At 54.9% G+C, this 19580-nt stretch carries 13 protein-coding genes, 3 tRNA genes and 3 rRNA genes; 12 read left to right on the top strand and 7 right to left on the bottom strand.

What is annotated here, in order from left to right; genetic code table 11:
- The first annotated feature begins 100 nt into the window (after positions 1-100).
- Complete coding sequence (locus GOV91_RS04405; protein ID WP_171234588.1) at positions 101-622, top strand: glutathione peroxidase; 522 nt, start codon at positions 101-103, stop codon at positions 620-622.
- Here GOV91_RS04405 and GOV91_RS04400 read toward each other — a convergent pair.
- Positions 598-1485: a DMT family transporter gene (locus tag GOV91_RS04400; protein WP_171234587.1), complete on the bottom strand. Its 888-nt coding sequence runs from the start codon at positions 1483-1485 to the stop codon at positions 598-600. The genes GOV91_RS04405 and GOV91_RS04400 overlap by 25 nt on opposite strands.
- Positions 1486-1667: 182 nt before the next feature.
- On the opposite strand from GOV91_RS04400, the gene GOV91_RS04395 reads away from it, so the two are divergent.
- Both GOV91_RS04395 and GOV91_RS04390 read left to right on the top strand, forming a co-directional pair.
- Positions 1668-2864, top strand: coding sequence for a BCCT family transporter (locus tag GOV91_RS04395; protein ID WP_171234833.1), 1197 nt, complete (start codon positions 1668-1670; stop codon positions 2862-2864).
- A 115-nt stretch (positions 2865-2979) separates the two neighbouring features.
- The gene (locus GOV91_RS04390; protein WP_171234586.1) at positions 2980-3213 is read left to right on the top strand and encodes a hypothetical protein; all 234 of its coding nucleotides are present in this window, start codon (positions 2980-2982) and stop codon (positions 3211-3213) included.
- A gap of 71 nt (positions 3214-3284) precedes the next feature.
- On the opposite strand, the gene GOV91_RS04385 is transcribed toward GOV91_RS04390, so the two are convergent.
- The 4 genes from GOV91_RS04385 to GOV91_RS04370 all read right to left on the bottom strand — a co-directional run bounded on the left by GOV91_RS04385 (position 3285) and on the right by GOV91_RS04370 (position 7999).
- Entirely contained in the window at positions 3285-3572 is a 288-nt protein-coding gene (locus GOV91_RS04385; RefSeq protein ID WP_050605937.1) for an HU family DNA-binding protein, read from the bottom strand.
- Positions 3573-3702: 130 nt separating this feature from the next.
- On the bottom strand, positions 3703-5166 hold the full coding sequence (locus GOV91_RS04380) for an AMP nucleosidase (RefSeq protein WP_171178831.1): 1464 nt from the start codon (positions 5164-5166) through the stop codon (positions 3703-3705).
- Positions 5163-6965: an adenine deaminase gene (gene ade / locus GOV91_RS04375; protein ID WP_171234585.1), complete on the bottom strand. Its 1803-nt coding sequence runs from the start codon at positions 6963-6965 to the stop codon at positions 5163-5165. The genes GOV91_RS04380 and ade overlap by 4 nt, the downstream gene beginning before the upstream one ends.
- Positions 6966-7129: 164 nt before the next feature.
- Positions 7130-7999, bottom strand: coding sequence for a LysR family transcriptional regulator (locus GOV91_RS04370; RefSeq protein ID WP_171178835.1), 870 nt, complete (start codon positions 7997-7999; stop codon positions 7130-7132).
- 114 nt (positions 8000-8113) lie between these two features.
- Between GOV91_RS04370 and GOV91_RS04365 the strand changes: the two genes are divergently transcribed.
- Complete coding sequence (locus GOV91_RS04365; protein ID WP_171178837.1) at positions 8114-8869, top strand: class II aldolase and adducin N-terminal domain-containing protein; 756 nt, start codon at positions 8114-8116, stop codon at positions 8867-8869.
- A gap of 23 nt (positions 8870-8892) precedes the next feature.
- Entirely contained in the window at positions 8893-9882 is a 990-nt protein-coding gene (locus GOV91_RS04360) for a sterol desaturase family protein (RefSeq protein WP_171234584.1), read from the top strand.
- Positions 9883-9906: 24 nt separating this feature from the next.
- On the opposite strand, the gene GOV91_RS04355 is transcribed toward GOV91_RS04360, so the two are convergent.
- Complete coding sequence (locus GOV91_RS04355) at positions 9907-10539, bottom strand: class I SAM-dependent methyltransferase (RefSeq protein WP_171178841.1); 633 nt, start codon at positions 10537-10539, stop codon at positions 9907-9909.
- 88 nt (positions 10540-10627) lie between these two features.
- Between GOV91_RS04355 and GOV91_RS04350 the strand changes: the two genes are divergently transcribed.
- Positions 10628-11473 carry an SDR family oxidoreductase gene (locus GOV91_RS04350; protein ID WP_171178843.1) on the top strand — a complete coding sequence of 282 codons (846 nt, stop codon included), beginning with the start codon at positions 10628-10630 and terminating at the stop codon, positions 11471-11473.
- A 4-nt stretch (positions 11474-11477) separates the two neighbouring features.
- On the opposite strand, the gene GOV91_RS04345 is transcribed toward GOV91_RS04350, so the two are convergent.
- Positions 11478-13097, bottom strand: a complete 1620-nt coding sequence (locus tag GOV91_RS04345) for a GMC family oxidoreductase (protein ID WP_171234832.1) — start codon at positions 13095-13097, stop codon at positions 11478-11480.
- 812 nt (positions 13098-13909) lie between these two features.
- On the opposite strand from GOV91_RS04345, the gene GOV91_RS04340 reads away from it, so the two are divergent.
- From GOV91_RS04340 to GOV91_RS04315, 6 genes are all read left to right on the top strand, one after another.
- Positions 13910-15369 (top strand): 16S ribosomal RNA (locus GOV91_RS04340).
- A 152-nt stretch (positions 15370-15521) separates the two neighbouring features.
- Positions 15522-15597: transfer RNA gene (locus GOV91_RS04335), tRNA-Ala, on the top strand.
- 90 nt (positions 15598-15687) lie between these two features.
- A tRNA-Ile gene (locus GOV91_RS04330) sits at positions 15688-15764 on the top strand.
- A gap of 487 nt (positions 15765-16251) precedes the next feature.
- Positions 16252-19137 (top strand): 23S ribosomal RNA (locus GOV91_RS04325).
- Between the two features lie 166 nt (positions 19138-19303).
- Positions 19304-19418, top strand: a 5S ribosomal RNA gene (gene rrf / locus GOV91_RS04320).
- The 16S, 23S and 5S rRNA genes sit together here with 3 tRNA genes alongside, the layout of an rRNA operon.
- Positions 19419-19503: 85 nt before the next feature.
- A tRNA-Met gene (locus GOV91_RS04315) sits at positions 19504-19580 on the top strand.

Below are 19580 nucleotides of genomic sequence, written 5' to 3'. Positions count from 1 at the left end.
AGGGTGGAAAGCAAAGCGATATTTCAAACCGCTCTCGCAGTCGTGCAAGTAATCTGGAGTGTGCCTTTCTGCGTATCAAATTAAAAAGGGAGGGCAAGACATGTTCAGATTGCTGCTTTTGACTGCCTTGATCTTGTTGGGTCGCGCCGTTCAGGCTGCGCCGGTGACCGGTGAGTTCGCCTCGATCGACGGGGGCACATTGGCCATTGAAGATTGGCGTGGCCAACCCGTGCTGGTGGTCAATACCGCATCACACTGTGGGTTCACCGGGCAATATAAGGCTCTACAAAGGGTGCATGAGGCCTATTCCGGCAAAGGGCTGGTCGTGCTTGCGGTTCCCTCAGATTCGTTCAATCAGGAACTTGGGTCGGCAGAAGAGGTAAAACAGTTCTGCGAGATCAACTATGGGCTGACGTTGCCGATGACAGATATTACGCCGGTCAAGGGAGAAGACGCTCATCCGTTTTACAAAGCCGTTGCCGCCCAGACTGGGTTCACACCGAAATGGAACTTTAACAAGATCCTGATCGACCCAGCGGGCGAAGTGGTTGCGACCTATGGTTCAAACGTCAAACCCGATTCCCGCAAGCTGTTGTCTCAGGTCGAAGCCTTGCTGCCCTGAGCGGGCTGACGCGAGAGCTGGACTGCAAGAATTCCAAGGGTTGTGACAGTGACACCAACCGCGTCCAGCGCGCCTAGTTTTTCACCTAGCAAGATCGCTGCGATTGTGACCCCGAATACGGGGTTCAGGAAGTGGAAGGTCGCTGCCCGGACGGCACCGATGCGGTCCAGCAGCAGGAACCAAATCAGCGTCGCGAGCAGCCCGGGGAACAAAGTTGTATAAGTGAACGCCAGTGCCAGTGGCAGAGTCGGGTGGATATAAATGGTTTCAAAGATAGGTGCTGCGACAAACAAGACGGCCGAGCCAACCAGCATTTGAAGCCCTACCACCATCATGAAATTCCCGCCAGACGTCGCGCCGCGAACAGCTAGTGTGGCGAATGTCAAAGCAAGCGCCCCGATCCCGCAAAGCGCGACACCGAACATGTCAACACCAGCGCTTATCCTGCTGCTCATGATCAGAGCAACACCTGCGAAACCGGCAAAGAGACCCAGAATGCCCAGCGGACGTAGCTTTTCACCAAAGATCAGCCATCCTGCAAGTGCAACCAACAAAGGCATTGTAGATGCAATAATGGCCGCAACCGAAGCCTCAACAGTTTGCATTGCGTAGAAATTCAGACCCAAATAAAGGGCATTTTGACAAATCCCGAACAGGATCGTCGCGCGCCACTGGTTTTGGGTGAGGTGCCAGCTTTGGCCCATTGCCCTTGCAATTATCACGCCCAGAACACCAGAAATCAGGAACCGCAACGCCAGCGAGAACAAAGGTGAGGCATCTGCAACGATGATCCGCGCCGAGGTAAAGGCAGATGACCAGATCAGAGCAAATGTAAGCCCCATGGCTATGGCGCGCAGATCCATGGAGACCCCCTGTCATATTCGGCGGACTGTTCCCGATTTTCCAGCTCGCTGCAAGTTGCCTGCGCCAAAAAAGACACGCAGGTAACATGCGGTGTGATTTGTGCATGTTTTTATTGATTGATCAGCCAATAAACTATAACGGCGTGACGATCTGACCAAACAAGGGAGGTTTGTCAGTGCTTCTGGAGTACATTCTATCTTTTGGCGTCCTGCTGGCATTGGGTCTGGTCGCTTTCTTCGTCGTGAAATGGTGGAACCTGCGTTGCGTTGGTGTGACACCGGTTCATCTGTTCACTTTCATCGCGATCCTGTTCACATCCGGTCTGGATGTCGGCCTGATCATGTTCCCACTGACAGAATTCGGTGGCTATGCCGAGGACCCTGCTTATGCATTTGCCAACCCGCTGGCGATCGAGTTTGGGTTCTGGGGCTTCCTGATCTGGGCGTTCTACTTCCTGACAGCCTTCTATTTCTGCGTAATCGAACCGCGCGTGAAGTTCTTTGAGATTCCGCTGGTCAAGCTAATCAATAACGTGGTCATCATCGGCACCTGCGCCTTCACCGCCAGCCTGTTCCTGATCTATCTGCCCGGCTACCTGCCCGAAGTCGGAGACGGAGAGTCCGTTGTAACAACGTTCTACATAATCGTTTTTGTCGTCATTCTGGCAGCAGCCTACTCGTCGACTGACCTGAAATATGTGCGAATCCTGTCGGTGGGTTCGACCTTTCTGTTCCTCGCGCTGATCATCGGAATGTGGGCTGCGGCAGGCATGGGCGTGACTGGCTTTGTGGAAACCGGCAGCAATATCGGCGCTTATTTCGCCAACCTCCACAAGTTTGTCCTGCCGCTGACCGACTATCACGCCTTCTATCTGTTCTGGTGGTTCGCTTGGTCGATCATGATTGGTCAGTTTACCTCGCGATTTGTGGGCGGTCTGACCACGTGGCAATTGCTGGCGGCGCTGCTGATCTTCCCATCCATCCCGCTGGGGATCTGGTTCACCGTTCTCTACTATTACCATTTGAACGGCATCAGCACCGCAGGAATCACCAATATCGCGATGGTGATCGTTGGTGTGACCTTCGTGATCAACTCGCTCGACTCGTTGATCCGCTTGTATACCGACAACCTGAATATGACGGTCGAACGGTTCGGTAAGGCCACTTATGTGGCTGGCAACGTTGCGCTGTTGTTTGTTCTGACCCTGTTATTCCAAAGCCAGTGGCTGCAAATCCAGTGGATCGGAGCGGTGGTTGTCGGCCTGTATCTGGCCTGCATGGTCTATATCCTGATCACAAAGCGCAAAGAGGTGTTGAGCATCGATGCGATGCCAGAAGACCGCGATCTGGACTTCCATAAGGTTGAGACGGTTCACTAATTATCCGTCTCAAGAATGTTCCAAGGGGCGCCGCTTGTGGTGCCCCTTTTTCGTCTTATCTTGGCGACTGTAGGTTTTGCCCTATGTTTCAAAGGGCATTTGAAAGGGTCGGAACGTGTTGGAAGAAAAACGCAAAGATCTGGACTCGGAGAAGCAGAAGAAAATTCTGCTGCGCCTTGTGGATGCGCTCAGCCAGCTTGATCCCGATCTATATTATCGGCCGACCAGCGACATCGCTTTGTATCTGGAAAAGTACATCCGCAGCGATGCAAAGCTCACATCCGACGAACGGTCGCTGATGGAGCGACTAAGCCGGCGCGATCTTGAGGTTTTGCTCAGTCTGCACTGAGGCCAAAGAAACCGAGGCCAAAGAAAAAGGGCCCCCAATTGGCGGCCCTTGATCATGTCGAAAAACGGAACTTAGCCGTTCACGCTGTCCTTCAGCGCTTTCGCGATGGTCATTTTCACAACCTTGTCGGCTTCTTTGGTGAAGGTCTCACCAGTGGCCGGGTTGCGAACCTGACGCTCGGGGCGCTCGCGGCAGTAGATTTTGCCAACGCCGGGCAGGGTGACTGCGCCACCGGCAGAAACTTCGCGTGTGATCAGGCCGGTCACGGCCTCAAGCGCGGCGTTCGCCGATTTCTTGTCGGTTCCCATTTCCTCAGCGAGAGCAGCAACCAGCTGAGTCTTAGTCATAGGCTTTGCCATTTCTTGGTCTCCTTAACGTGCCCGATCTATAGGGCCTCACCGCGTAACTGTAACGGGATATTGTGGCCAAACACAACGAATAGTAGCGCTGAAACCCCTAAAAATATGGGGAAAACGTTGCTTTTTTGCGTCAGAGGAAGGCTGTTTCGTCAAACGAACGCAATTTCCGGCTGTGTAACCGCTCCAGCGGCATGCCGCGCAAGTGTTCCATCGCTTTTATTCCGATAGCCAGATGACGGCTGACCTGCGTGGTATAAAAGGATGAGGCCATACCTGGCAGCTTCAATTCGCCATGTAGCGGTTTGTCCGAAACGCACAGCAACGTGCCGTAGGGAACACGGAAGCGGTAGCCATTTGCAGCGATGGTGGCGCTTTCCATATCCAGCGCAATCGCCCGCGATTGGCTGAGGCGCTGGACCGGACCGGATTGATCGCGCAATTCCCAGTTGCGATTATCGACCGAGGCTACAGTGCCCGTCCGCATGATCCGCTTCAGTTCGTACCCTTCCAACTCTGTCACTTCGGCCACGGCGCGTTCCAGCGCTACCTGGATCTCGGCCAAGGGTGGGATTGGAACCCAGACCGGCAGATCGTCATCCAGAACCTTGTCGTCGCGCAGATAGGCATGGGCAAGGACGAAATCCCCCAACGCCTGCGTGTTGCGCAGCCCGGCACAATGGCCGACCATTAACCAGGCGTGTGGGCGCAGCACCGCAATGTGGTCCGTTGCGGTTTTTGCATTCGACGGACCAACACCGATATTCACCAACGTGATCCCCGAACCGTCTTCCCGCTTGAGGTGATAGGTCGGCATCTGCGGCAGTTTCAGCGGCTGTTCAATCGCTGCCTCTGGGTCCGTGATCTCGGCGTTTCCGGTCGAAACAAAGCTGGTATAGCCGCTGGCGGGATCTGCCAATTGCTCGCGGGCGTAGTTTTCGAATTCCGAGACATAGAACTGATAGTTCGTGAACAGCACGTGGTTCTGGAAATGGCTTGCATCGGTCGCTGTGTAATGCGCCAGACGAGCCAGCGAATAATCCACGCGCTGGGCGGTAAACAGCGACAGGGGTCCAACGACATCCTCGTGATCATGCACACCGTTGACGATGTCGTCGTTGGTTGTGCTCAGATCTGGTACATCAAACACGTCACGCAGGGTGAACGCGGCCGCTCCCTGATGAGGCACAACCAGATCAGAATTGTTCGCCACAGCAAAATGCACCGGGATGGGCGTTTCTGACGCCGCAATTGTCACCGGCTGGCCGTGGTTCTTGATCAACAAAGCAATCTGTTGTGTCAGGTAAGACCGGAAAAGATCGGGCCGTGTCACCGTGGTGGCATGGACGCCGGGCTCTGAGACGTGACCAAAGCTCAGGCGGCTGTCGACCTGCGCGTAAGTGGACGTTTGAATGCGAATTTCCGGGTAATAGGCTCTGTATCGTGCGGACGGAGCACCTTCTTGCATCGCCTTGGAAAAGCTGTCGCACAGGAATTCCGTGGCTTGTGTGTAAAGCTCTTCCAAACGGGCAACGGCGGCTGCTGGATCGGTGAATTGCTCTGGCGCTTGTGAGTCAGGGGTCAGAAGTGTCGTCATGCCAAAGGTTCCAAAAGGTCGATTTTTTCGAAAGTGCGCACGTCTACCAACCCCAGATCCGATATTCTGAGTTCAGGGATCACGACCAGCGCCAGCAGAGAGTGCTGCATATACGCGTTGTTCAGATGACAGCCGCAGTCCTGCATGGCTTGCACCATCTCATCGGCTTTGGCTGCGACCTCGGCGGCGGGGCTGTCGGACATCAGGCCAGCAATGGGCAATTCGACCAGCGCCAGTTCCTGCCCGTCGCGGAAAATGGTAATGCCGCCACCCACTTCGGCCAGTCGGTTGGCTGCCAGTGCCATCTGTTCCTTATCCGTGCCTACGACAATCATATGATGACTGTCATGCGCCACGGTCGAGGCCATGGCCATCTTGCCCTGATATCCAAAGCCCGAGACAAACGCATTGGTCACTCCACCCGTCGCCCGATGCCGTTCGACCAGAGCGATTTGGCAAACATCACCTTCGCCCTCGACCAGCCCGCCAATGATTGGCAGTTCGGCCTTCAGCGCCTTTGTCGGGGCTTGGTTTTCAACTACGCCGATGACATTGGCCCGTACCCGGTTCGCACCGGCCGGTGCCTTGATCTCAAAATCGGCCGAGCTTAGCGCATGGCCCAAATGAACAGTGTTGCGCGCTTTTTGGGGCCAGTTCAAATGCGGACAATCGACCTGAATTACTCCGTTTTCCGCGACCACTTTCCCTCGTGCAATCACTATCTCGATCGGCAGGCTCGTCAGGTCCGAGCTGAGAATGATATCCGCCCTCCGTCCTGGCGTGACGGATCCGATTTCGCGTTCCAGCCCGAAATGCGTGGCTGTGTTGATTGTCGCCATTTGCAAGGCGATCAGAGGCTCACATCCACAAGCAATCGCATGGCGCACTACGCGGTTCATATGTCCGTCATTCACCAACGTGCCCGAGTGGCAGTCATCGGTACACAGAATGAAGTTGCGCGGGTCCAGCCCTTTCTCGGTCACGGCGGTGATTTGGCTTTCGACATCATACCAGGCCGAGCCCAAGCGCATCATCGACCGCATTCCTTGGCGAACCCGAGCAATGGCGTCGGCTTCGCAGGTGCCTTCGTGATCGTCCGCTGGCCCACCGGCCACATAAGCTGCAAAATTAGATCCTAAATCAAGCGAAGCGTAATGTCCGCCCACAGTTTTGCCTGCTCGCTGTGTGGCTGCAATCTCGGCCAACATCTTGGGATCGCCGTGGATTACGCCCGGAAAATTCATCATCTCACCCAGCCCGATGATGCCTGGCCAACTCATGGCTTCTGTCACATCTTCGGGCGTGATTTCATAACCCGTGGTTTCCAGCCCCGGCGCAGATGGCGCACAAGATGGCATTTGGGTGAAGATATTGACCGGTTGCATCATCGCTTCGTCATGCATCATGCGCACACCTTCAAGACCAAGCACATTGGCGATCTCATGCGGGTCGGTGAACATGCTGGTCGTACCGTGCGGGATGACCGCACGGGCGAATTCGGTCGGGGTGAGCATGCCAGATTCGATATGCATATGCGCATCGCACAGGCCGGGCAAAATATAGCGCTCGCGCGCGTCTATGATCTGTGTGTTCGGTCCGATGCAATGCGAGGCGTCAGGTCCCACAAAAGCAATCCGTCCTTCTGCAATCGCAACGGAATGATCCGGCAGTAACTCGCGGCTGTGTACGTTTACCCAAACACCGCCCTGAATGATCGTGTCTGCAGGCGCGCGTCCGGCCGCGACTTCGATCAACTTGGGGGCGACATCGGGCCAACTTGGGAAAGGTGTGTATTCCATGGCTCAACTTTCACGAATGCGCGAGCGGGTGCAACCCCGGTTCTGCGTCGTCACAAATAGATCATAGATTCCTGTTTGGCCTCCATCCACTTGCAGCCAACTCGTGCTGCCCGACCATCGGACAGGTGCGCAATGGCCTTGGGCAACGGCGGGAGCTTACCGGATTACGTTGTTGACCCAATTTCGCGCCGAATCCAATTCGCAAAAGCCACTGCACCGGGCGTGTCCTCGGCCTGCGGGGATAGCAGCAAATAATATGCCTCGGGCATTGGTGCGCGATGTTCGAATGGCGCGACAAGCTGCCCGCGTTCGATCAGGTGTTGTGCAATGGCGTCGTGCGCCAGGCACAGGCCCCCGCCTGCCGTGACTGCAGAAAGGCAAACCAGATAGGTTGTTGCATAGGTAATCGATGGATTGCCCCATGTTAGACCCTGCTCCTCTGCCCAGCTTGACCAATTGGACAGCAGATTGGAGCAATCAAACAATGGCTTCTCCTGAAGATCGTCCAGACTCACCTGATACCCCGGGGCACAGACCGGATAATAGTGTTCAGTGCGCAGCATTTCAGTCCGGGTGGTGTCCGACGGGCGCAACGAAAAGCGAATCTCAACCGCGGCGCCTTCGGCCATCTCTCGCGGTTCCCAGAGTTCGGTGAAGATATTTAATTGTACATCGGGATGCTCGGCCTGAAACATCGGCAGGCGCGGGGCCAGCCAATTGACGGCAAAGCTGATGTTGCACTGCACCTGAACGGCGTTTGGTTGCGCACCGGTGACAGCCTGTGTGCCGCGCATCAGAGTTCGAAACGCTTCTCGGACCACTGGCAAATAGGTGATTCCGGCCTCGGTCAGTTCTAACGCCTTGGGGCGGCGCAGGAATAGGGGCTGACCCAGATGGCCTTCCAGCGATTTGATCTGTTGGCTGACGGCGCTTTGGGTCATGTTTAGGTCCCGAGCCGCGCCAGTGAATGACAAATGACGCGCTGCGGCCTCAAACGTACGCAGCCAGCCCAGCGGAGGCAGCTTATTCTGCATCGACATAATCCCGGCATTAGTTTTGCTAATGGGATAGTGTTGTTTTTTTCGTTGGTCAAACGGGCAGACCAAATGCAGGCTTTACAAAAGGTCAGCCGCAATAGGAGCCCACGCATGAGTGTTACCAACCTTCGCCCCAATATCGACCACTGGTCCGAACGCGTGGATATGGCTGCCGCGTTCCGCTGGACTGCGCGGTTGAATATGCATGAGGCTGTCGCCAATCATTTCAGCCTTGCTGTGAACGATGACGGCACGCAGTTCCTGATGAACCCCAACCAGGCGCATTTCTCGCGCATCCGCGCGTCGGACTTGCTGCTGTTGGATGCCAATGACCCCGAGGTGATGTCTCAACCTGGCGCGCCGGATCCCACGGCATGGGGATTGCATGGGTCAATCCATCGCCACTGTCCGCACGCGCGTTGCGTCATGCACGTGCATTCGATCTTTGCGACAGTTCTGGCCTCGTTGGCCGACAGCACTTTGCCACCGATCGATCAGAACACCGCAACGTTCTACAATCGCTATGTGATTGACCAAGAGTTTGGTGGGCTGGCCTTCGAAAATGAAGGTGAACGCTGTGCTGGAATGCTGACGGACCCAAAGAAAAAGGTCATGATCATGGGCAACCATGGCGTTTTGATCATCGGTAGTGACCCCGCAGATACCTTCAACAGGTTGTACTACTTCGAACGCGCCGCCGAGACGTATATTCGCGCGTTGCAAACGGGCCTGCCCCTGCGTGTGTTGTCGGATGAGATTGCCGAGAAAACCGCAAAGGAGCTGGACGACTACCCCGATCAGGCCGAAGCCCATCTGCGTGAGATAAAGGCGATTCTCGACACAGAGGGCTCGGACTACGCATCCTAACCGCCAATTCTTCAGATAGCCTCATGACAGATATCGCCCCGGATCCCGAAACCGCCCGCTGGCACTATCATCCCGAAGGCCCCGTAGGTCTGAACCCTCTGTTCAGCTGGCCACCGCGCCCTGCGGCTGTGCTGAAATGGTACAGTGGCGCGTGGTTACAGATCACGTCCCTGACCTTGTGCATGGTCCTGGCGGTAACGGCCTATGCCTTCTTTTTCCCCGAATTAGAGACGATGAAGAGCTTCGCGCCCGGTTGGATGTTTCGGATCTGGCTGTTGAACATGGTGCCGCAAATCCTGGTCGCCGGTGCGCTACACTGGTGGCTTTACATGCGCAAAGGGCAGGGCATGTATAAAAAGTTCGACCGCCGGGATCTGACGCGGAACAACGGCGTGTTTACCTTCCGCAATCAGGTTTGGGACAATATCTGGTGGACGCTGGGCAGCGCCATGACAGTGGCAACCGTTTACCAGTGGATCATCTACTGGGCGATGGCCAATGGTTGGGCACCAACGATCACCTGGGCTGAAGCTGCGGTTTGGTTTGTCGTCTGGATAATGTTCATCCCCATGTGGTCTGGCTTGCACTTTTACTGGATACACCGGTTGGAGCATCACCCAAAGCTCTACAAACACGTCCACGCCGTTCATCACCGTAATGTAAACGTTGGACCATGGTCTGGCATTTCGAACCACTGGTATGAAAACCTGCTGTATTTCACCACCTACTTCATCCACCTGATTGTGCCGTCTCATCCGCTGCATCTGTTGTTTCACAGCTCTTTCCAACAGATCAGCCCGGTTCTGTCGCATTCAGGGTTCGAAAAACTGAAGGCAGGAGAGACCGACGCCGCGCGGGCCGGGGATTTCTTCCACCAGCTTCATCACCGGTATTTCGAGTGCAACTACGGCACGTCCGAAATCCCGTTTGATAAGTGGTTCGGCACCTACCACGATGGATCGGCTGAGGCGACGACACGTACGCGCGCTTATAAAAAGCAGATGTATACTTGATAGGGCCGATTTAATCGCCTTGGGTCAAACCCGTTCGAACAAGGCAACAAATGCCCTATCGTCCTTGTTCGGACCGGCGGCAAGATCGCCATAAATACGAACCTCGGGCAGGGTCAGATTTCGAATCTGACCTTGTTCCAATTGGCGCAGCATGTCTGCGAAACCCAGCTTTTCGAAATGACGGGCATTGATCGAAATGGCAAACTGCGCGCCGGGCCGTGCGATACGCAACAGCGCGGGAAAGACCTCGGGGCCAAGATGACCATGGGTGAAGGTCCCGGATGAGACGACGCCGGAATAGTTTTCGCGCGGTACCGGGATACCTTGGGTCACGTCTGCTTCGATCGCGTCGCGGTAGATATCCTTGCGCATGGCCTGATCCAGCATTTCCGTGCTCATATCAGTTGCGTCTATCGGCCCGACGCCCAGCCCGGACAACACAGCGCCGCAAAGGCCTGTGCCTGCGCCGACGTCCAGAACCGGGCCTTGACCGCCGGCACGCACAAATGCCCGCGCCGTGTGGGTGTGCAGCAAGTAGTCTTCGCGCGCGGCGAAGCTGTCATCATAATCCCCAGCCCATTCCGCATAGAGGCGTTTGTGTTCATCAGGTGAGTTCAGCGTATAGGCCGAATGCAAATCGGGTTTCTTGTCGCTCATACCCAACAGAAAGCCGCATCCAAAGATTCGATTCAAGTGCGTCCATGCAGCGCTTGCATCCCGGATCACTGAGGCCCATCAAAGGGGCATGACTCAGACGCTTTTTTCATTTGGCCATGGTTATTCCGCACAGGCCCTGTCCCGACATATTGCTCCGAAAGGCTGGCGCATTCTTGGCACCACACGTGACAGCGAGGGTATGGAAGCCATCCGTGACTCGGGTGCAGAGCCGTTGGTCTGGCCAGGACAGGAACCGAACCTGGATGGGGTGACGCATCTGCTGATTTCGACCGCCCCGAATGCAGAGGGTGATCCGGTCTTGGCGGCGCTGGGTGATGAAATCGCCCGCCGCGCGGCTCAATTCACATGGGTTGGATATTTGTCGACAACTGCCGTCTATGGCGATCATCAGGGTGGATGGGTTGACGAAGATACGCCTCTGGCACCAACGGCCAAACGCGGCAAATGGCGCATGCTGGCCGAGCAGCAATGGTCGTCCATTCCCGACCTACCCATCCATATCTTCCGGCTGGCGGGAATCTATGGGCCGGGCCGGGGTCCATTTTCCAAGCTCAAACGCGGCGGGTTGCGGCGTATCATCAAGCCGGGGCAGGTGTTTTCGCGCATTCACGTGGAGGACATCGCGCAAATCCTCGACGCCTCGATGACCAACTCCAACCCGGGTCGCGTCTACAATGTATGTGACGATGAACCCGTCCCGCCACAGGACGTCATTGGTTACGCTGCTGAGCTACAAGGTCTTCCCCTTCCGCCGGCGGTATCCTATGAAGAGGCCGACCTGACGCCAATGGCGCGCAGCTTCTATAATGAAAACAAGCGTGTGCGTAACAGTCGGATCAAGGACGAGCTAGGCGTGACTTTGATCTATCCCAATTACAGGGTCGGGTTAGACGCCTTGATGAAAGGCCAGTAGCACCTTAACCCGCTGCTGACCTGATCATGTCCGCTGCTTTTTCCGCAATCATGATGGTCGGCGCATTTGTATTTCCGGATACCAGCTTTGGCATGATTGACGCATCGATAACACGAAGCCCCTCCAACCCGTGAACACGCAGTTGGGGATCCACAACTGCCATCGGATCGCGCCCCATTTTGCAGGTGCCGACCGGGTGATAGATCGTATCGGCGCGGGCGCGGATGTGTTTTTCCCAATCGGCATCGGTCTGGGCGGTGTCCGTTCCGAACATCTCTTTGTGTCGGTATTTTGCCAAAGCAGGCGCTTCAAGGATATCCCGAGTCATCCGCGCCCCTTTGATCATAGTTTCAAGATCCCGCGTGTCGGATAGAAAAGCGGGATCAATGGCCGGTGTGTCCATTGGGTCGGCGCTGCGCAGCCCAACTGCCCCCCGGCTGTCCGGGCGCAATTTGCAGACATGACAACCATACCCGTATCCGTAGTGCAGTTTGCGTGCATGATCATCGACCATTGCGATTGTGAAATGTAGCTGGATATCGGGGCGTTCCAGATCAGGGCTGGTTTTCAGAAAGGCTGCCCCTTCGGCAAAGGGTGTGGCGGCCATGGAAGCGCCGGTCTTGTACCATCGCTGGATATGCCCAAGAAGCCGAACAGCCCCAACCGGACCAATACCAAATGTGTTTGTGTCTTTGGTGCGGTATGTCAGGGTGAAATCCAAATGGTCTTGAAGGTTTTGCCCAACACCAGGCAATTCATGACGTATGGCTATTCCATGGGGGTTCAGATCTGAGCCAGCACCTATGCCAGAAAGTTGCAAAAGTTGCGGCGATTTTAGCGCGCCCGCGCACAGCAGAACTTCGCGTGTGGCCTTTACGCTGATGTCAGCACCTTTGCCCTTGGTCCGGTAGGTTACACCACTGGCGCGTTTTCCTTCAAATGTCAGCTCTTTGACAACGGCCAGTGTGATGACGGTCAGGTTTGGACGGTCCATTGCCGGAATCAAGAATGCCGACGCGGCAGAGCAACGCTCACCATTCTTTGCTGGGCCGTGGAACTGCGTGACCTGATACAGACCAACACCTTCATTATCGCCCCGATTGAAATCGCTTGTTCTGCGGTGTTGCAGTTGTTCAGCGGCTTCGACAAAGGCGCGAGTGATCGGGCGGGGATCTTTCTGATGAGACACGTGCAGCGGTCCGCAGCCGCCATGCATATCATCTGCGCCCTGCTCATTGTTCTCGGAACGCTTGAAGTATGGAAGAACATCGTTCCAGGCCCATCCTTCGCAGCCCATATCGGCCCAATCATCGTAATCCTGCCGCTGACCCCTGACATAAAGCATCGCATTGATGGCGCTGGAACCTCCCAACGTTTTTCCACGCGGTTGATAACCTTTGCGCCCATTCAAACCTGTCTGGGGAACAGTCTCAAAGGCCCAGTTGTGGATGCGTGGTCGACCTGGCAAAGCTGCAACAGCCGCTGATGGCATCCGCACGACCACATCGTCGCCGCTGCCACCAGCCTCCAGCAAGCACACGCGAGTTGCAGGGTCTTCGCTCAGGCGGTTTGCAAGAACGCAGCCCGCCGAACCTCCGCCAACGATGACATAGTCGAATTGCATGTTGAGCTCCACGCCTTGTGCCGCCGTGACCAGCTTGTTTTCGAAACTCTGCTGCATTTAAGTTAAAATTCAATTGTGACCTCAAGTCAGGGCACGCGGTAAATGAAGGGCGGGGTGAAAAGCTGGCCTGTCGCGCATGACGTTCAGGTAATTTGGTATGCTCTTCCCTGAGTCCTTGGCCACGATTCCGTCTTCTGACTGCGCCTTGCCCCAATTGGATAGGCAGACAGTGTCCTCAAAGCAGTAGTAAAAGCCGCACGTCAACACATAGCGCTTTGTTATTATTACGTTTTTGTAGAAAAATTCGTGAATCGTGAAGTTTTTTCAAAATGGGGGTTGCAGGTCCCAGACCTAATCCGTAAATACCCCTTCACCGGCGCTGCTGAGGCGCTGGGACGCTGCGAAAGCGGCGGTGACACATCGGAGAGACGGTGGGCATCTGAGGTTAGGGTTTAGGCGGTTGCGCTAAGGGATTGGCGTTGCGGTCTGGTTTTTGGCTCTGGGTGTTATGTTCTTTGACATTGATGGATAACTGAAGAGATATGTGGGCGGTTTGGTTCGTTTCGACGGATTGAATGTCTGTATATCGCGCTCTTAGGGGTTCGCCTCGATGATAGAGTGTCAGCTTCACTGTTTGAGTGGTTCACTGATTTCTTAGGAGATCTGTGTACATCAAACAGATGACTTTTGGTGCGTTCTCTGGCCTAGCCGGGTTGGAGGAAGCTTATTCGCGCTCAAGTAGCCGAATAGGTGGTAGCGCACTAAAGATGTGCAGAGGTTCGAACGTCAAGGATATGATGGCAACATCATTTCAACTTGAGAGTTTGATCCTGGCTCAGAACGAACGCTGGCGGCAGGCCTAACACATGCAAGTCGAGCGCCCTTTCGGGGGAGCGGCGGACGGGTTAGTAACGCGTGGGAATATGCCCAGATCTAAGGAATAGCCACTGGAAACGGTGAGTAATACCTTATACGCCCTTCGGGGGAAAGATTTATCGGATTTGGATTAGCCCGCGTTAGATTAGGTAGTTGGTGGGGTAATGGCCTACCAAGCCTACGATCTATAGCTGGTTTTAGAGGATGATCAGCAACACTGGGACTGAGACACGGCCCAGACTCCTACGGGAGGCAGCAGTGGGGAATCTTGGACAATGGGGGCAACCCTGATCCAGCCATGCCGCGTGAGTGATGAAGGCCTTAGGGTCGTAAAGCTCTTTCGCCTGTGAAGATAATGACGGTAGCAGGTAAAGAAACCCCGGCTAACTCCGTGCCAGCAGCCGCGGTAATACGGAGGGGGTTAGCGTTGTTCGGAATTACTGGGCGTAAAGCGCACGTAGGCGGATCGGAAAGTTGGGGGTGAAATCCCGGGGCTCAACCCCGGAACTGCCTCCAAAACTATCGGTCTAGAGTTCGAGAGAGGTGAGTGGAATTCCGAGTGTAGAGGTGAAATTCGTAGATATTCGGAGGAACACCAGTGGCGAAGGCGGCTCACTGGCTCGATACTGACGCTGAGGTGCGAAAGTGTGGGGAGCAAACAGGATTAGATACCCTGGTAGTCCACACCGTAAACGATGAATGCCAGTCGTCGGATAGCATGCTATTCGGTGACACACCTAACGGATTAAGCATTCCGCCTGGGGAGTACGGTCGCAAGATTAAAACTCAAAGGAATTGACGGGGGCCCGCACAAGCGGTGGAGCATGTGGTTTAATTCGAAGCAACGCGCAGAACCTTACCAACCCTTGACATCCTAGGACCGTTCCAGAGATGGATCTTTCACTTCGGTGACCTAGTGACAGGTGCTGCATGGCTGTCGTCAGCTCGTGTCGTGAGATGTTCGGTTAAGTCCGGCAACGAGCGCAACCCACATCCTTAGTTGCCAGCAGTTCGGCTGGGCACTCTAGGGAAACTGCCCGTGATAAGCGGGAGGAAGGTGTGGATGACGTCAAGTCCTCATGGCCCTTACGGGTTGGGCTACACACGTGCTACAATGGTGGTGACAGTGGGTTAATCCCCAAAAACCATCTCAGTTCGGATTGGGGTCTGCAACTCGACCCCATGAAGTCGGAATCGCTAGTAATCGCGTAACAGCATGACGCGGTGAATACGTTCCCGGGCCTTGTACACACCGCCCGTCACACCATGGGAGTTGGTTCTACCCGACGGCCGTGCGCTAACCTTTTGGAGGCAGCGGACCACGGTAGGATCAGCGACTGGGGTGAAGTCGTAACAAGGTAGCCGTAGGGGAACCTGCGGCTGGATCACCTCCTTTCTAAGGATGTTCCTAGCATCACAGGGCTTGCCCTTGATCGTGGAGCACTTAGCAGAAGATCAACAAACAAAGTTGGTCAAACTCATGGACCGAGCCGTCCTCATATCTCTTCAGAAAATCAGGATCTTGCGAATAGGCGCGAGGTCCGGCAAGGGGCCTTAGCTCAGCTGGGAGAGCGCCTGATTTGCATTCAGGAGGTCAGGAGTTCGATCCTCCTAGGCTCCACCAAGCCTTTTGCAAAGCAAAGGGCGTTGTCGCGGCAGTTGCTTTTGCTTGCAAAAGCAATGAGAGCGACCGGCAAGCGGCCCCGTACAAAGTGGGTCGGTAGCTCAGGTGGTTAGAGCGCACGCCTGATAAGCGTGAGGTCGGAGGTTCAAGTCCTCCTCGACCCACCACTTTCCTTCGATTTGACCGTTAAGCACTGATTTGAGTGTTTAGCCGTCCAATCGGACGTCAATTGACATCGTATAGAGAGAAAATCAATCAACACTGTTTGATTGGCGCCGAGTGTGGCGTTGATCTCAGTCGTTCTCCTCTTCGGAGGGGCGGGTTGTGACACGGGTGTTTCCTCGCCTGTCCACGACTATCGCGGCTGAAACGAACAGAGTTGTCCAAGTCAAGTACACTAACCCGCATAACTTAACGGTTATGCATTGTCTTCTATCCTCTGCGTGGGGCCGACCGACATCGGCAGCGCGGGTTCCAGGATGGAAGGCGGGAAAGTATGCTTTTGGTTCAGAAGAAAGATCATCTTTAGTTACCAGCTGGATGGTCGCGTTGGACATAGTCGAACCGTGAAGGCCGCAGGCCGGAAGGGTTCACGCGCTCAAGTAGCCGAATAGGCGGTAGCGCAAAATGTTATGTCTTTCTTTTTCTGGATCAAATCAAGCGCGAGAAGGGCGTTTGGTGAATGCCTTGGCAGCAAGAGGCGATGAAAGACGTGATACTCTGCGATAAGCCATGGGGAGCTGAGAATAAGCTTTGATCCATGGATTTCTGAATGGGGCAACCCACCTGAAAGCTTCATATTGTTATCCCCTCACAACCTGGTTGTGAGTAGATACTCAATATGGGGTTTAAACAGGTACTTAAGACCTGAATACATAGGGTTTTAAGAGCAAACCCGGGGAACTGAAACATCTAAGTACCCGGAGGAAAGGAAATCAATTGATACTCCCCTAGTAGCGGCGAGCGAACGGGGACCAGCCGAGCCAGATAAGTGACTAGAACACGTTGGGAAGCGTGGCCATAGCGGGTGACAGCCCCGTATAGGAAGCTTTGATGGACGTATTAAGTAGGGCGGAACACGTGAAATTCTGTCTGAAGATCGGAGGACCACCTTCGAAGGCTAAGTACTCCTTGCTGACCGATAGCGAACCAGTACCGTGAGGGAAAGGTGAAAAGCACCCCGACGAGGGGAGTGAAACAGTACCTGAAACCGAACGCCTACAATCAGTCGGAGGATCCTCGAGATCTGACGGCGTACCTTTTGTATAATGGGTCATCGACTTGGTCTCACGAGCAAGCTTAAGCCGTTAGGTGTAGGCGTAGCGAAAGCGAGTCTTAATAGGGCGAATGAGTTCGTGGGATCAGACCCGAAACCGAGTGATCTAGGCATGGCCAGGTTGAAGGTAAGGTAACACTTACTGGAGGACCGAACCCACATCCGTTGAAAAGGATCGGGATGAGCTGTGCCTAGGGGTGAAAGGCCAATCAAACTCGGAGATAGCTGGTTCTCTGCGAAATCTATTTAGGTAGAGCGTCATCCGAATACCCCGGGGGGTAGAGCACTGGATGGGTAATGGGGCCCCACAGGCTTACTGATCCTAACCAAACTCCGAATACCCGGGAGTACTAGATGGCAGACACACTGCGGATGCTAACGTCCGTAGTGGAGAGGGAAACAACCCTGACCTACGACTAAGGCCCCCAATTCATGGCTAAGTGGGAAAGCAGGTGGGACGACCAAAACAACCAGGAGGTTGGCTTAGAAGCAGCCATCCTTTAAAGATAGCGTAACAGCTCACTGGTCTAAATAAGTTGTCCTGCGGCGAAGATGTAACGGGGCTCAAGCCATGAGCCGAAGTCTAGGGATGCGTAAGCATCGGTAGCAGAGCGTAGTGTGACATAGAACCTTGCCTTTTTTACCGCCGGTCATTTGGTGCGCGCAATCGCGCTCAAGTAGCCGAATAGGCGGTAGCGCAGGCATAGGTTCTTTCGATGAAGCGGGCGCGTGAGCGATCCCGTGGAGAGATCACTAGTGAGAATGATGACATGAGTAGCGACAAAGAGTGTGAGAGACACTCTCGCCGAAAGTCCAAGGGTTCCTGCTTAAAGCTAATCTGAGCAGGGTAAGCCGGCCCCTAAGCCGAGGCCGAAAGGCGTAGGCGATGGGAACTAGGTTAATATTCCTAGGCCAGGAGGATGTGACGGATTGCAGGTGTAGTTCAACCTTATCGGATTGGTTGGGCTGCTGAGCAGTTCCTGGAAATAGCCCTCCATCAGACCGTACCCTAAACCGACACAGGTGGACTGGTAGAGCATACCAAGGCGCTTGAGAGAACGATGTTGAAGGAACTCGGCAAAATACCTCCGTAAGTTCGCGAGAAGGAGGCCCGGTTCCTAGGCAACTAGGGGCTGGGGGCACAAACCAGGGGGTGGCGACTGTTTATTAAAAACACAGGGCTCTGCGAAGTCGCAAGACGACGTATAGGGTCTGACGCCTGCCCGGTGCCTGAAGGTTAAAAGGAGAGGTGAGAGCCTTGAATTGAAGCCCAGGTAAACGGCGGCCGTAACTATAACGGTCCTAAGGTAGCGAAATTCCTTGTCGGGTAAGTTCCGACCTGCACGAATGGCGTAACGACTTCCCCGCTGTCTCCAACATCGACTCAGCGAAATTGAATTGCCTGTCAAGATGCAGGCTTCCCGCGGTTAGACGGAAAGACCCCGTGCACCTTTACTACAGCTTCGCACTGGCATCAGGATTGTGATGTGCAGGATAGGTGGTAGGCTTTGAAGCGGAAACGCAAGTATCCGTGGAGCCTCCCTTGAGATACCACCCTTCGCACTCTTGATGTCTAACCGCGGTCCGTTATCCGGATCCGGGACCCTGCGTGGCGGGTAGTTTGACTGGGGCGGTCGCCTCCTAAAGCGTAACGGAGGCGCGCGAAGGTTGGCTCAGAGCGGTCGGAAATCGCTCGTTGAGTGCAATGGCAGAAGCCAGCCTGACTGCAAGACTGACAAGTCGAGCAGAGTCGAAAGACGGCCATAGTGATCCGGTGGTCCCGAGTGGAAGGGCCATCGCTCAACGGATAAAAGGTACGCCGGGGATAACAGGCTGATACTGCCCAAGAGTCCATATCGACGGCAGTGTTTGGCACCTCGATGTCGGCTCATCTCATCCTGGGGCTGGAGCAGGTCCCAAGGGTACGGCTGTTCGCCGTTTAAAGAGGTACGTGAGCTGGGTTTAGAACGTCGTGAGACAGTTCGGTCCCTATCTGCCGTGGGTGTAGGAGACTTGAGAGGAGTTGCCCCTAGTACGAGAGGACCGGGGTGAACGATCCACTGGTGGACCAGTTGTCGTGCCAACGGCAGTGCTGGGTAGCTATGATCGGACAGGATAACCGCTGAAGGCATCTAAGCGGGAAGCCCCCCTCAAAACAAGGTCTCCCTGAGGGCCGTGGAAGACCACCACGTCAATAGGCCGGAGATGTAAGCGCAGTAATGCGTTCAGTTGACCGGTACTAATCGCCCGATAGGCTTGATTTGATCCAGTAATGGAAAGACAAGACCAAAGCATACACCAACCTTGAGTTGGACAACGCTGATTGATTAACACAACCGTGCAGGACCGCGCATTCGCAAGCGAATACGCGGCCTCCTGCATAGTCGCTTTCTTGAACAGCAAGAAAGTCGACCGAGGGCTTTTCCTCGGTTTGGTGGTCATAGCGCAAGTGAAACACCCGGTCCCATACCGAACCCGGAAGTTAAGCACTGCCGCGCCAATGGTACTTGGGCTTAAGCCCCGGGAGAGTAGGTCACCGCCAAACCTAGTAAAAGCCCAAAATCTCTCTAAACGATGAAAATAATACCTGGCCTCAAGTAGCCGAATAGGCAATAGGCACACCAAAGCGTCGCGGGGTGGAGCAGTCCGGTAGCTCGTCAGGCTCATAACCTGAAGGTCAGAGGTTCAAATCCTCTCCCCGCAACCA

It is taken from the genome of Ruegeria sp. HKCCA6837 (genome assembly GCF_013034475.1).
In the GTDB taxonomy this organism is placed as follows: Bacteria; Pseudomonadota; Alphaproteobacteria; order Rhodobacterales; family Rhodobacteraceae; genus Ruegeria.
This window is presented reverse-complemented; position numbering and strand designations above follow the sequence as displayed.